The organism is Massilia sp. CFBP9026 (assembly GCF_034045165.1).
GTDB lineage: Bacteria > Pseudomonadota > Gammaproteobacteria > Burkholderiales > Burkholderiaceae_D > Telluria > Telluria arenae.
In genome coordinates, this window is sequence record NZ_JAXCWH010000001.1 from 232,142 (window position 1) to 246,061 (window position 13,920).

The 13,920-nt window shown below is 66.7% G+C and carries 13 protein-coding genes; 10 read left to right on the forward strand and 3 right to left on the reverse strand.

Annotated elements, in window-relative coordinates; genetic code table 11:
• Positions 1–10 precede the first annotated feature (10 nt).
• Positions 11–2,773 carry a TonB-dependent receptor gene (locus SOM28_RS00990; protein WP_320466885.1) on the reverse strand — a complete coding sequence of 921 codons (2,763 nt, stop codon included), beginning with the start codon at positions 2,771–2,773 and terminating at the stop codon, positions 11–13.
• Between the two features lie 250 nt (positions 2,774–3,023).
• On the opposite strand from SOM28_RS00990, the gene SOM28_RS00995 reads away from it, so the two are divergent.
• The 4 genes from SOM28_RS00995 (at position 3,024) to SOM28_RS01010 (ending at position 5,922) form a co-directional block, all read left to right on the forward strand.
• Positions 3,024–3,950, forward strand: a complete 927-nt coding sequence (locus SOM28_RS00995) for a pyridoxamine 5'-phosphate oxidase family protein (RefSeq protein ID WP_320466886.1) — start codon at positions 3,024–3,026, stop codon at positions 3,948–3,950.
• 2 nt (positions 3,951–3,952) lie between these two features.
• A complete protein-coding gene (locus SOM28_RS01000; RefSeq protein ID WP_320466887.1) occupies positions 3,953–4,888 on the forward strand; it encodes a PDR/VanB family oxidoreductase in 936 nt (311 codons plus the stop codon).
• A 31-nt stretch (positions 4,889–4,919) separates the two neighbouring features.
• Entirely contained in the window at positions 4,920–5,399 is a 480-nt protein-coding gene (locus SOM28_RS01005) for a nuclear transport factor 2 family protein (RefSeq protein ID WP_320466888.1), read from the forward strand.
• 178 nt (positions 5,400–5,577) lie between these two features.
• Positions 5,578–5,922 (forward strand): winged helix-turn-helix domain-containing protein, encoded by a 345-nt coding sequence (locus SOM28_RS01010; protein ID WP_320466889.1) that lies wholly within the window; start codon positions 5,578–5,580, stop codon positions 5,920–5,922.
• A gap of 3 nt (positions 5,923–5,925) precedes the next feature.
• Here SOM28_RS01010 and SOM28_RS01015 read toward each other — a convergent pair whose 3' ends face one another.
• Positions 5,926–6,276, reverse strand: a complete 351-nt coding sequence (locus SOM28_RS01015) for a hypothetical protein (RefSeq protein ID WP_123067929.1) — start codon at positions 6,274–6,276, stop codon at positions 5,926–5,928.
• A 128-nt stretch (positions 6,277–6,404) separates the two neighbouring features.
• On the opposite strand from SOM28_RS01015, the gene SOM28_RS01020 reads away from it, so the two are divergent.
• From SOM28_RS01020 to SOM28_RS01030, 3 genes are all read left to right on the forward strand, one after another.
• Entirely contained in the window at positions 6,405–7,304 is a 900-nt protein-coding gene (locus SOM28_RS01020) for a LysR family transcriptional regulator (protein WP_320466890.1), read from the forward strand.
• A gap of 131 nt (positions 7,305–7,435) precedes the next feature.
• Positions 7,436–7,807 (forward strand): DsrE family protein, encoded by a 372-nt coding sequence (locus SOM28_RS01025; protein ID WP_123067927.1) that lies wholly within the window; start codon positions 7,436–7,438, stop codon positions 7,805–7,807.
• Between the two features lie 266 nt (positions 7,808–8,073).
• Entirely contained in the window at positions 8,074–9,030 is a 957-nt protein-coding gene (locus tag SOM28_RS01030; RefSeq protein WP_320466891.1) for an LLM class oxidoreductase, read from the forward strand.
• Here SOM28_RS01030 and SOM28_RS01035 read toward each other — a convergent pair.
• On the reverse strand, positions 9,027–9,617 hold the full coding sequence (locus tag SOM28_RS01035) for a TetR/AcrR family transcriptional regulator (protein WP_123067926.1): 591 nt from the start codon (positions 9,615–9,617) through the stop codon (positions 9,027–9,029). The two genes, SOM28_RS01030 and SOM28_RS01035, sit on opposite strands and share 4 nt — an antisense overlap.
• A 148-nt stretch (positions 9,618–9,765) precedes the next feature.
• Between SOM28_RS01035 and SOM28_RS01040 the strand changes: the two genes are divergently transcribed.
• Genes SOM28_RS01040 through gcvPB form a run of 3 tightly spaced genes read left to right on the forward strand, consistent with a single transcriptional unit; the run spans position 9,766 to position 13,885 of the window.
• Positions 9,766–10,905, forward strand: coding sequence for an ATP-NAD kinase family protein (locus SOM28_RS01040; protein WP_320466892.1), 1,140 nt, complete (start codon positions 9,766–9,768; stop codon positions 10,903–10,905).
• 30 nt (positions 10,906–10,935) lie between these two features.
• Complete coding sequence (gcvPA, locus tag SOM28_RS01045; protein ID WP_320466893.1) at positions 10,936–12,342, forward strand: aminomethyl-transferring glycine dehydrogenase subunit GcvPA; 1,407 nt, start codon at positions 10,936–10,938, stop codon at positions 12,340–12,342.
• Positions 12,335–13,885, forward strand: a complete 1,551-nt coding sequence (gene gcvPB, locus SOM28_RS01050) for an aminomethyl-transferring glycine dehydrogenase subunit GcvPB (protein WP_320466894.1) — start codon at positions 12,335–12,337, stop codon at positions 13,883–13,885. Before gcvPA ends, gcvPB begins: the two co-directional genes overlap by 8 nt.
• The last annotated feature ends 35 nt before the right edge of the window (positions 13,886–13,920 follow it).

Below are 13,920 nucleotides of genomic sequence, written 5' to 3' on the forward strand. Positions count from 1 at the left end.
CCGCCCCAGATCAATCGAACGAGTAATTCACGCTGGCATAGAACCGCCGCCCGCGCGGATCGGTATAGCTCGGATCGTACCCGGACAGGAAGAAGTAGGCCTGGTTCGAATACGGCGGGCTTTCGTCGAACAGGTTCTGCACGCCGGCGCGCAGCTTCAGGCGAGACGTCGCCTGATACGCCGCCGACAGATCCCACAGCGAGTATGACTTGACCTTGTTCTGCGCCACCACCGAACCGTCGTCGATATTGATCGCCGTGTTCTGGTCGTCGTAGCCGCTCGACCAGGTGTTCTGCAGGCTGGCCGAGAGGGGGCCGCGATCCCAGTCGAAGCTCACCGTATGGCGCCAGCGCTGCACCACGCCGTCGGTGACGAATTTGTTCAGATTACTCACGAAGGCGTCGCCCGGCGCGTTCTGGATTTCGGACGACAGCACATAAGTGCCGTTCAGGCGTCCGCCGAAGCGGCCGATGGCGGTGTCGACGCCGCGCACCGTGACCGCCAGGTCCAGGCCCTTGGCCACCTGGGCGCCGCGGTTTTCCTTGCGCAGTTCGATGTAGTCGATCACGTCGTCTTCATCGCGGTACACCAGGTCGCCGTACTTGGCCAGGTTGCCGAGGATGATGTCGTCGCCGATCTCGCTGATCAAGTCGGTGCGCTTGATATTCCAGTAGTCGAGCGAGGCGCTCACATTGCGGCCGGCCGCGAACACGGCGCCGAAGGAGAACTGGCGGCTGCGCTCGGGCTTGAGGTCGGCATTGCTATAGCGGCGCGTATCCCAGTTGTCGGCGCAGTCGGCGTAGTTGTTCTCGACCGTGGCGCAATAGACCGGATCGGGCAGGGTGGCGGTGCTGCTGTAGACGGTGGGGCGGAACAGCTCCGTCATCGTTGGCGCGCGGAAGCCGCGGCCGGCCGAGGCGCGCACCAGCAGCGCATCGGTCGGGCGGTAGGAGAGGCCGATCTTGGGGCTGGCCGCGCCGCCGACCTGCTCGTAATGGTCGTAGCGCGCCGACAGCTGGGCCTCCCACTGCTTGGCGAACGGCACCAGCACTTCGCCGTACAGGCCGGCGACATCGCGCTTGTCGCTGGTGGCGCGGCCGCCTTCCGGCGCGGCGTCGTTGTTGATGTTGTCGGACAGGAGCAGGGCGGATGGCGTGAAGTTGTTCTTCTCGCGCCGCACCTCGCCGCCGATGGCGACCGCCAGCTCGCCGCCCGCCAGCGGCATGAGCGCACGCGAGAACTTGAAGTCGACTGCGTCGAGGGTGCCGCGCGCACGGCGCACGACGTCGTCGACCTGGATGCTGTCGATCAGGGCGCGCCCCTCGGGGCTGGATGGGCCGAATGGGTTGATGCGGCCGTCCAGGATCCCTTCCATCAGCTCGTTGTACAGCACGTAGCCATTGGTGTCGCGGTCCTTGACCGTGTTGACGCTGTGGTTGTAGGCGGTGTCGTAGTCCCAGCCGCCCACGGTACCGCTCACGCCCACCACGAAGCGCATGCCTTCGCTGGTCAGCTCGCTGGTGCGCTGGCCGGCTTCGGACAGGCGCATGCGCAGTTCCAGTTCACCCGGATAGTCGTCGTCCAGCTCTTCGAGGCCGGTGCCCACCAGTTGCGGCACCAGGCGATAGTCGATATAGCCGGTCACGCGCGCCGACGAACCGGTGTAGTACGACTTGGAGCGGCTGAGCGCGACCTCGGCATAGGCCTGGTGGCCGCCGCCGAGTTTCAGCACACCGCGGCTGAGCAGGCTCGCCTTTTCCGTCTTTGGATACAGCTCGGTGTCGCCCATATAGTTGTAGGTGCAGGCATCGACGCCGCCGGTGCCGTCGGGCAGGTAGACGTTGGCCGGCGGCGCGCAATCGGGCGCCGACAGGTTGATCAGGCGGTTGGTGATCGGGCGGCCGTTGATGGTGTAGCCCAGTTCCTGCAGGTGGTCGCGCTGGTTCGAGGTCAGGCGGATGTTGGCCGGACCGGTATAGCCCGACAGCAGGTGGCCCAGGCGTTCCTCGACCCGCAAGCCGGGGATGAAGCTGCGCTGCGAAGTATTGAGCGCGTTGGTGCGCTGGAAGTCGGCCACCGCGAACACATTGTAGCCGTCGCGTTCGAGGTCGCCCGTGCCGGCGCTGATGCTGGCGGTGCGCTTGCCGGCGCCGCCTTCGTCGGTGGTGCTGCCGTAGGCGTTCAGTTCCAGGCCCTGGAAGTCCTTGCGGGTGATGAAGTTGATGACGCCGCCGATCGCATCGGTGCCGTACAGCGCGGAGGCGCCGTCAAGCAGCACCTCGACCCGCTCCAGCGCGGCCGCCGGGATGTTGTTCAGGTCGACGCCACTGTCGTCGCCGGGCGAGGCGAAGTTGGCCATGCGCCGGCCATTGAGCAGCACCAGGGTCGACGAGGTGCCGATGCCGCGCAGGTTGGCGCTGTTGAAGCCGCGCTGGTCGCCACCGACATTGATGCTGGCGCCGTCCGTCAGGCCGCCGACGTTGCTCGATACCCGGGCCAGGAGTTCGGAGGCGGTGGTCACGCCGGCCTTCTCGATCTCAGCGCGCGAGACGATCTGCACCGGCAGCGCGGTCTCGGATAGCACCCTGCGGATGGCGGAACCGGTGACTTCGACCTTCGGCATGGCGGCCGGTGTCGGCACCGCCACCGGGGCGGCCTCAGTCGCAGGCGCTTCCTGCGCCAGCGCGCCCGTCGATACCCCTGTCGCCATCCAGGCGCCCGCCAGCAGCGCGCCGCGCACGGCGCGTGCCGCAGCCTTCAACTTCATATTCATCAATTGTCCTTGTGAAACTACGCAATAACCGACGAGTGTAAACGCGCTGCGAGCCGTAAAGACAACAATCGATGCCGGAAACGAGGGATGTTGCGAATCTGATACGCGCAAGCCTCAGATCCGGCTCGGTATTCCCTCTGGAGAAATAATGTATTGCGGGTCGCACCGATTCCCCGCGTTCGCATAATTCATGAAAATGCTGCCATGACGAACGCGGCCACACCGGGCCGCCAGCCTGGGAGAACGCAGCATGATGACCTCTGTTTACCATGACGGCGAACGCGCCGTGCAGCGCAGCGCCGGGGAAGTCGGCATCGCCGACCGCAATGGCGTCGTCATCGCCGACACCATCCTCGGCGGCGCCCGGCCCTTCATCGGCAAGCAGTCGATGGTGGTGCTGGCCAGCGTCGACGCCGACGGCGCGCCCTGGTCCACCGTCCTGTTTGGCCCGCCCGGTTTCGCCCATGCCGACAGCGCGGCGCAGGTGACGGTCGACCTGCCGGCGGCGCTGCGCAATCCCGAGGAGCCGTTCTGGCGCAACGTCGCCGCCAATCCGGTAGTCGGCAGCCTGTTCATCGAACTCGGCTCGCGCCGCCGCTACCGCATCAACGGCGGCTTGCAGCGCCTGGACGATGACGGATTCGACCTGGCCGTGCGCGAGGCCTATCCGAACTGCCCCAAGTACATCCAGCGCCGCCAACTGCGCCGCATCGAAGGCGACGTGGCACCGGCCCTGCTGGGCGAGGGCCGCGCGCTCGACGACGATACGCGCGCCATCGTGCGCCGCGCCGACACCGTCTTCGTGGCCAGCAACCACCAGGAGCGCGGCGCCGATGCCTCGCATCGCGGCGGCAGCTCCGGCTTCATCCAGTTGGTGAACGACGCGCTGTTGCGCATCCCCGACTACTCCGGCAACAGCCTGTTCAACACCTTCGGCAACCTGACGGTCGATCCGCGCGTGGGCCTGTGCATTCCCGACTTCGACGGCCAGCGCCTGTTGCAGCTGAGCGGCCGCGCACGCATCCTGCATGGCCAGGACGACCCGCACGGCCTGACCGGCGGCACCGGGCGCTTCTGGGAAGTCGCGATCGAGCGCTGGCTGCTGCACCGCGCGCCGCAGCGCCTGGACTGGGAATACCTGGACGCTTCGCCCTTCAATCCGGCGGTGGAGGCCTGATCATGCGATATCTGATCGATGCCATCATCCGCCATGGCCCCATGGTCAAGGAGTTCCGCCTGGCGCCGGAAGGCGGCGCGCCGCTGCCGCCGTGGCAGCCCGGGGCCCACGTCGAACTCGAATTCATTTCGCGCGCCGGCGCCAGCCACCGCAATGCCTACTCCGTGGTCGGCGAGGAAGGTGGCATGCTGCGCATCGCGGTGCAACGCGAGGAGGGCGGGCGTGGCGGCTCGCGCGTGCTGCATGACGAATTCGAGTCCGGCATGACGCTTGAGGTCAGCCCGCCGCTGGATGCGTTCAAGCTGCATGTGGGCCGCACCCGCACGGTGCTGATCGCGGGCGGCATCGGCATCACGCCGATGCTGCCGATGGCGCGCGCGCTAGATGCGGCCGGCGCCAGCTACCGGCTGCACTACCTGGCGCACGATGCCGAACGGCTGGTCCTGGCCGACGACTGGACAAAGTTCAACCCGGAGCGCGTCCAGACCCACGTCACCGCCACCCAGGGCCGTCCCGACCTGGCAGGCCTGATCGGGCCTTGGGAAGAGGGCTGCGAGCTGCACGCCTGCGGGCCGTCGCTGCTGCTGGAAGCGATCCGCGCGGCCGCGACTGCGCAGGGCTGGCCGCAGCAGCACGTCCGTTTCGAGAGCTTCGGCGCGCGCGCCCACGATGAGGATAGTCCAATACAGGTCGTCCTGCGCCAGACGGGGAGGACCCTCGAGGTCGCGCCGGGCAAGTCGATCCTTGATGCGATGATCGAGGCCGACGTCTTCGTCTCCTACGAGTGCAAGCGCGGCGAATGCGGCAACTGCTATGCTGGCGTGGTGTCGGGCGAGCCGTTGCACCGCGACGTCTGCCTCAACGCGCAGCAGCGGGCCATGGGCATGACGCCCTGCGTCTCCTGGGCCCGGGGCCCGCTGCTGGAACTCGATCTGTAGTTTTCACCACCACCAACCGAAAGGTCTCACGATGACAACGCCCACCGCAGTGCGTCCGCCGCTGCCGCCGTTCACCCGCGAATCCGCGATCGAAAAAGTGCGCCTGGCCGAAGACGGCTGGAATACGCGCGACGCAGCCAAGGTGTCGCTGGCCTACAGCCTGGACACCCGCTGGCGCAACCGCGCCGAATTCGCCAACGGCCGCGACGAGGCGCGCGGCTTCCTCGAGCGCAAGTGGAACAAGGAGCTCGAGTACCGCCTGATCAAGGAGCTGTGGGCCTTCACCGACAACCGCATCGCGGTGCGCTACGCCTACGAGAGCCGCGACGACTCTGGCAACTGGTACCGCTCGTATGGCAACGAGAACTGGGAATTCGGCCCGGACGGCCTGATGGTCAACCGCTATGCCAGCATCAACGACATGCCGATCAGCGAAGAAGAGCGCAAGTTCCGCTGGCCGCTGGGTCGCCGCCCGGACGATCATCCCGGCCTGTCCGACCTCGGGTTGTAACGGCTCACCTGGCGCCGGCGCGGCAAACATTCATCGTCAATTGGCAAGTCAGTGTTGCTTTCAGCGAAACGATGAATTTCTAGCGATATCCATTCCCTAAATGGTCAGTATTTACGACAATGATGGTGTGCGCCTGGCCGGCCAGGGGGCTGGCGGCGCCGTGCACTATCGGTGAACCATGATGGGAACTATGACCAGGGACGACCGCGCCAGCTACACGCTGTCGTTTGCAGAATTCGACATCGAGCCGCGCCTGCGCCGCCTCAGCCGCGGCGGCGCCGTCGTGCGCATCGGCGCGCGCGCCTTCGACATCCTGTGGCTGCTGGCCGAGGCGCCCGGGCAGGTGCTCGAGCACCGCTACCTGCTCGATCGGGCCTGGGCCGGGCGCGTCGTCGGCGAGGCCAACCTGCGGGTGCAGATCGCCGCCCTGCGCCGCGCCCTCGACGTCCAGGGGGTGGAGCGCTACATCCTCAACGTGCCGGGACGCGGCTACCTGCTGACGGCGCCGGTAGTGCGCCGTTGATCGTCAGTCGGCCTCCCGCCTGACCCGTGCGATCGCCGCGTCGATGCCGTCCGGCCCGTAGCCGGCGTCGTGCATGCGCCGCAGCGCCTCCGGCGACGGCGCGCCGGTTTGCGCCAGCAGCGTCGCGACGAAGGCGAGGCAGGCGGTCGCCCTGGCCTCATGGCTGCTGCCTTCTTCGTTGGCCATCATTTCGGCGGTGTTCATGCCGGCCGCCCGGCCGCGCTCGCGCAGGCGCAGGATCCGCGGCGTGGCCGCTCCCGTCCCGGCGCGGCGGCGCGCCAGGAACAGGTCGATGCGGATGCGGGTGCGCAGGTCGAGTCCCGTGCCGGCGGGGCGCGCGTCATACGAATTCATACGAACTGATGGTCCATCATAGTGGGGAGTGCGGCGGCAGGTGATTGCTGAGAGTGCCATTCTGCGAAATAATGAAGCCCATTGGAATCGGCGTGCTACGCAAGGCACAATTTCGCAGGGAGTAATGAGTGGACCAGATCCATCTGATGAACGTCTTTGTCGCGGTCGGCGAAGAAGAAGGCTTCGCTGCGGCGGCGCGGCGCCTGGACCTGTCGCCGGCCGCCGTCACGCGCGCCATCGCCGGGCTCGAGGAAAATCTGGGCGTCAAGCTGCTGCTGCGCACCACGCGCAATGTGCGCCTGACGGAAGCGGGCCGGCGCTACCTGGACGACACGCGCGCCATCTTGGCCAGCATCGATGAAGCCAACGAGGCGGCCGCCGGGGTCAATGCGGCGCCCAAGGGCAATCTGTCGGTGACGGCCTCGGTCCTGTTCGGCAAGACCTTCGTCATGCCCTGCATCGTGCAGTTCCTGAACGAGTATCCCGAAGTCGAGGTGTCGGCGCTGTTCCTGGACCGGATCGTGAACCTGGTCGACGAGGGCATCGACGTCGCCGTGCGCATCGGCCACTTGCCCGATTCGAGCCTGAAGGCGCTGCGCGTGGGGCAGGTGCGGCGCGTGTTGTGCGCCTCGCCCGAGTACCTGGAGCGGCAGCCCTTGCCGCAGCATCCGGCCGACCTGCTGCGTCATACGGTCATCGCCGCCACCGGTATTTCGCCGCGGGTCGAGTGGAAGTTCGGCGCGGTCGACGATCCGACCATGGTGCGCCTGCGGCCACGCCTGACGGTGACCAGCAACGACGCCGCCATCGAGGCCGCCTGCGCCGGGCTGGGGATCTGCCGGCTGCTGTCCTACCAGATCGCCGACCAGCTGACCGCCGGCCGCCTGAAGATCGTGCTGGCCGAATACGAGGAAGCGCCATGGCCGGTGCACCTGGTGCACCGCGAGAGCAAGTTCGGCTCGTCCAAGGTGCGCAACTTCATCGACCTGCTGGCCGACCACCTGCGCGCCAACCCGCATCTCAATTAGCGTCCGGTCCGGCATTTCGGCAGGCGCAACGATGTATTGTCCTGCGCGGGATTTCTCTTGGCGTCGCCGGTTCCTAGAATGGCCTCATTCGCTGCACGGCGCGGCGAACACAAGCCCACTAGGAGAAAACCATGAAAGCAGCCATCATCATCCTGTCCGATCCCAAAGCCGGCGAAGACGCGCTGGGACGCATGTTCAACGGCCTGGCCGCCGCCTACGACTTCAAGCAGAAGAACACCGAGGTCGGCATCTACTTCCAGGGCACCGGCACCCGCTGGCCGGGCGTGCTGGCCGACGACAAGCACCCGATCCACGCCCTGTACAAGGCGGTCGAAGACAAGGTGGTGGGCATCTCCTGCGGCTGCGCCGACGTGTTCGGCGCACGCGAAGAAGCCGAGAAGGCGGGTTTCGACATGATCACCGATAACAGCGTGCCGGGCACCTCCGGCCTGCCGAGCATCGCGCAGATTTCGGCCGACGGCTATACCGTGTTCACGTTCTGACGATGTCTTCGCGGCGGCGTCATGCCAGCTGCCGCCGTGGTGGGCAGGTATTAGTAATCGGCCGGTGGTATCCGGCAAGGCTGCCGATCATGGAGTTATGCTGGAAGAAGTGAGGGATACGCGATCTCATATGTCGCGTATGTAAAAATTCTAGCTGACATACGCTTCGTATGTCAGCATGCTAGAATTCATACGCAACGTATGCAAAAGGCCGGATGGCCACCGCCTGCGTCCAATTCCTTCACCCGTGATTCCAGTCGAAAACCATGACTTCATTTGCCAGCCACCGCGGCCATGCCGCCATGTTCCGGCAGGACCTCCTGACCCTGGGCCTGTTCTTTCCGATCGAAGCCTACTCGGGCGCGGTGCCCGAGATGGACGTCGCCACCCAGCTCGCCACCGCGCGGCTGGCCGAAGAGAAGGGCTTCTCGGCCCTGTATTTCCGCGACGTGCCGCTCAACGTGCCGTCGTTCGGGGACGTTGGCCATATCTACGACCCGTGGGTGTTCATGGGACTGGTGCTGGGCCAGACCTCGCGCATCGCGCTCGCCACCGGCAGCATCGTCAGCACCCTGCGCCATCCGCTTCACCTGGCCAAGGCGGCGGCGTCGATCGACCGCCTGTCGGGGCAAAGGCTGGTGCTGGGCTTGGCGACCGGCGACCGGCCGTCCGAATTCTCGGCCTTCAGGGTGCCGGTCGACGAGAAGGGAGAGCGCTTCCGCGAAGCGCTGGCGGTCTTGCGCCGGCTGTGGGCCGAGGATGATCCGACGATCGCCACGCCGCGCCTGGACATGCGCGAGGGCGACCTGCTGCCCAAGCCGCTGCTGCGCGACATTCCGGTGATGGTGACGGGGAATTCGCGCCAGAGCCTGCAGTGGATTGCCGAGCATGCGGACGGCTGGCTGTTCTATCCACAAAACCTGGCGCAGCAGGCTGGCCTGGTGCGCCAGTGGCGCGCGGCGACGCCGACCTTCAAGCCATTCGCCCAGTCGCTGTACATCGACCTGGCGGAGGACGCGAACGAGGCGCCGTCGCCGATCTTCCTCGGGCTGCGCACCGGCCACCGTTTCCTGGTCGGGTATCTCGAACAGCTGCGCGCCATCGGCGTTAACCACGTCGGGCTGAACCTGAAGTACGGGCGCCGCCCTGCGCACGAGGTGGTGCAGGAGCTGGGCGAATTCGTGGCGCCGCACTTTCCGGCGCTCGCCGGGACGGGCTCTTAGCGCTTCAGCAGCAGGCCTTCGACCAGCACCACGAAGCTGTCGACCGCCTGCTTCGACACGGCCTGCGGGTCGTCGGCGTGAGCAATCCACAGGGCGGCACTGAGCAGGGCGCCGTTGACCAGGCGCGAGGTGGCCAGCGCGTCCACTTCGCGGATGGTCCCTTCTTCCATCAGTTTTTCCAGGCTGCGCTGGGTGCTGCTGATGCAGGCGTTCTGCATCTGCCACTGCGACGGATCGCCCAGCGCGGCCGGGCCGTCGAGCAGCATGATGCGCTGGATCTCGGGCTCGGTCGCCATCATGATGTAGGCGACGCTCTCGTCGACGAAGCCATTCCATGCGGTCGGCGCGTTCGCCAGGATCGCCGCCAGGCGCGCCATCATTTCGCCGTCGATCTGCGCGATCACCGCCTTCAGCAAGCCCTTCTTGTCGCCGAAATGGTGGTACAGGGCGCCCCGGGTCAGCCCGGCCTGCGCCGTCAGCTCGTCCATCGAACTGTCGGCGAATCCCTTGCTGGCAAAGGCTTCCCTTGCCGCCTTGATCAGCTTGCCCCTCGTTTCCACAATCATGTCTGCGCGCTTCTGTGCCATCGGCCTCTCTCTATCAGGATAAATTCACATACGCAGCGAATGTCATTTGACATACGCAATGTATGTGACTAGTATACCTCACATACGAGGCGTATGTGAGTGTTTCCGGCTCCAGCGCGCCGCCCACGGTTCCAGGAAAGGACGCGCCATGTCTGCAACACCTCTCTCACGGACGATCGGCCTGATCGTCAACCCGATCGCCGGCATGGGCGGGCGGGTTGGCTTGAAAGGCACCGACGGCGCCGCCGCGCTGGAAGAAGCCCGCCGCCGCGGCGCGCTCCCGGCCTCCCAGGAGCGCGTGATGAAAGCCCTGCTGCGCCTGGCCGCCTCCTGCCCGGGGCTGGCCGTGCTTACTGCTGCCGGCGCGCTCGGCGAGGACGCGGCACGCCGCGCCGGGCTGGCGCCGACGCTCGTGCACACCCCCGCATCCGTCGCCAGCAGCAGCGCCGCCGATACCCGCGCCGCGGCGCGCGCCATGCTGGATGCGAAGGTCGACCTGCTGCTGTTCGCCGGTGGCGACGGCACCGCGCGCGACATCCTCGACGTGGTCGGCAATCGGATCCCGCTGCTGGGCATTCCGGCGGGCGTCAAGATGGTGTCGGCGGTGTTCGGCACCACCCCCGGCAACGTCGGCACGCTGGCCGCGCGCTTCCTGGCCGGCGACCGGGCGGTGCGCCTGCGCGAGGCCGAGGTGATGGACATCGACGAGGACGCCATGCGCGGCGACCGCGTCTCGACCCGCCTGTATGGCTACGCCAGCAATCCATATGCGCCGGCACTGTCGCAGAACGCCAAGGCCGGCTCCAGCCTGCGCGAGGACGTGGCGCTGGAAGCCGTGTGCCGCCAGGTCGCGCGCGAGATGGAACCCGGCCGCCTCTACATCCTGGGGCCGGGCACCACCACGCGGCGCGTGATGTCGGCGCTGTCGCTGCCGGCGACGCTGCTCGGGGTCGACGTCGTCGCCGACCGCAAGCTGCTCGGATCCGACCTGGCCGAAGCCGACCTGTTGCGCCTGATGGAGGGCAGGGAGACTGCGCTCGTCGTCGGCGTGCTGGGCGGCCACGGCAGCCTGTTCGGGCGCGGCAACCAGCAGATCAGCAGCGAGGTCATACGCCGCGTCGGGCGCGCAAACATCATCGTCGTGGCGTCGATGGACAAGCTGCTGCAGCTCTCGCCCCGTTCCCTGCACGTGGACACCGGCGACGAGGCGCTCGACGCCATGCTTGCCGGCCACCTGCCGGTGCGCACCGCGCCCGACCGTTCCATTTTCTTCCAGGTCCAGTCGTGACCTGTTTTCACCCACCACAAGGAGGTCCACATGCGTGACCACACCGCCCATCCCTATATGGCCAACTCGGTGCCAGCGATCAAGCAGGAAATGCTCGACGCGATCGGCGCCGCCAGCATCGAAGCGTTGTTCGTCCAGATCCCCCAGGATCACCGCACCACCCGCCCGATCGACCTGCCGCCGGCCCTGACCGAGAGCCAGCTGCGCCGGCACCTGGTCGAGACGCTGTCGAAGAACCGCACCGTCGACGACAACCTGAACTTCCTCGGCGCCGGCGTCTGGCAGCACCACGTGCCGGCCGCCGTCGACGAAGTCGTGCGCCGCAATGAATGGCTCACATCCGTGTTCGGCGAACCCAGCTCGGACCACGGGCGCAACCAGGCCTGGTTCGAATTCTGCAGCCAGCTCGGCGAATTGCTGGAGCTCGACCTGGTCGCGCTGCCGGTGCGCAGCTGGGGCGTCGCCGCCGGCCATGCGATCCGCATGGCCGCGCGCCTCACCGGGCGCAATGAAGTCGTGGTGGTGCGCGCCATCGATCCCGAGCGCCTGGCCGTGATCGAGAATTTCTGCGAACCGGTGCAGATGCCGGGCCATATCGCGATCCGCGCGGTCGACTTCGACCCGGACACCGGCCTGATGAACCTCGACCACCTGCGCACCCTGGTCGGTCCAGACACCGCCGCCGTCTATTTCGAGACGCCCTCGTACTTCGGCGTCATCGAGCGCCAGGGCGCGGAGATTGCCGCCATCGCCCATGCGGCCGGCGCCGAGGTCATCGTCGGCGTCGATCCGATCTCGCTTGGCGTGCTCGAGACGCCGGCGAACTACGGCGCCGACATCGTGGTCGGTCCCATGCAGCCGCTGGGCGTGCACATGAATATCGGCGGCGGCGTCAGCGGTTTCATGGCCTCGCGCGACGAGGAGCGCTACGCCCACCAGTACCCGACCCTGTTCATCAGCATCGCCGAAACAACGCGCCAGGGCGAGTACGGCTTTGGCCTGAGCCTGTTCGAGCAGTCGTCCTACGGCCTGCGCGACAAGGGTAACGACTGGACCGGCCACTCGGTCTATATGTGGGCGATCGCCAATGCGGTGTATATGGCGATGATGGGCCCGCAGGGCTTCCAGGAAGTCGGTGACCTGATCCTGCAGCGCGCGCACTACGCGGCGCACAAGCTGTCCGCCATCCCGGGCGTGCGCGTGACCTTTCCCTCGGGCTTCTTCAAGGAGTTCGTCGTCAATTTCGACGGCGCCGCGCTGGGCGTGGCCGAGATCAACAAGCGCCTGCTGGCCGAAGGGATCTTCGGCGGCAAGGACCTCAGCCTGGAGTTTCCCGAACTCGGCCCGAGCGCGCTGTACTGCGTGACCGAAGTGCATACCCAGGCCGATATCGACCGCCTGGCCGCGGCAATCAACAAGGTGATCAACGATGAATAAGCCAGTCAAGGAATACCACGCCCCGGTGTGGAACGAACCCATCATCATGGAGATGGGCTATCCCGGCCGCCGCGGCGTGCTGATCCCGCAAGCCGAGGAGGGCGTAAGGGCGGCCGTGGGCAGTGGCGCTGACCTGGTGCCGGCCGCCGTGCGGCGCAAGGCGCGACCTGCCTTGCCCGAGATGTCCGAACCCGAGGTCCTGTACCACTACCTGCGCCTGTCGCAGCAGACGCTGGGCATGATGAACATCAGCCTGTTCGGCACCTGCACCATGAAGTACAACGCCCAGGTCAATGAGGCCGTGGCCTGGCGTCCGGAGGTGACCCACGTGCATCCGCTGCAGGACGAGGACACGTTGCAGGGCGCGCTGGAGATCGTTTGGGGCATGGATGCCATCCTGCGCGAGCTGTCGGGGATGGACCAGTTCGTGTTCCAGGCCGGCGGCGGCGCCGACGCGGCCTATACCAGCGCCGCGGTGACGCGCGCTTATCACGCCGCACGGGGAGAACTGGAACAGCGCAACGAAATCATCACCACGATCCAGACCCACCCGAGCAGCGCGGCCACCGCCGCCGCGGCCGGCTTCAAGGTCATCACCCTGATGATCGACGAGGAGACCGGCTACCCGTCCCTGGCGTCGCTCAAGGCGGCGGTGTCGCAGCGCACGGCGGCGCTGATGGTGAATAATCCGGACGATATGGGCGTGTACAACCCCGAAATCAGGGAATGGACCCGCATCGTGCGAGAAGCCGGCGGCCTGTCGTTCTACGATCACGCCAACTTCAACGGCGTGATGACCCGCCTGCGTGCCCGTGAACTGGGCTTCGACGCCTGCATGTTCATGCTGCACAAGACCTTCGGCGCGCCCAAGAGCGGCGTCGGCGGGCCGGCGGTGGGCGCCTATGGCTGCTCGGCCGAACTCGCCCCGTTCATGCCCAGGCCGGTGGTGGTGCGCGACGGCGAACGCTATCGCCTGGACCACGACCGTCCGCTCAGCATCGGCAAGATCCGCGAATTCTGGGGCAACGTCCCGGTGATCATCAAAGCCTATGCCTGGGCGCGCGCGATGGGCGCGGACGGCATGGCCGAAGCGGCCGACATCTCGGTGCTGGCCAATAACTATATGGAGAAAGGCTTGCTGGCGATCCGCGGCGTGACCCGCTCCCACCCCGGCCACACCACGCCGCGCCTTGAAATGACGCGCTACAGCCTGCAGCAGATGAAGGAAGAAACCGGGGTCGACGCCCACGACGTGCAGAACCGGATGAGCGACTTCGGCATCGATCCGATGTGGAGCAGCCACCACCCGTGGCTGATTCCCGAGCCGTTCACACCGGAAGCCGGTGAGATGTATGGCAAGGAAGCGCTCGACACCTGGATCGCGGTGCTGGCGCAGATATCTGACGAGGCCTATTCCAACCCTGAACTGGTCAAGACCGCGCCGCACAACGGGGCGATCCACCGCCTGAAGGGTCATCTCGACGATCCTTCGCAGTGGGCCATGACCTGGCGCGCCTGGAAGCGCAAGCGGCAGGCCCGTTAGGACAGGCTCGGACTCCGCCGGATTGACAGCGCCTT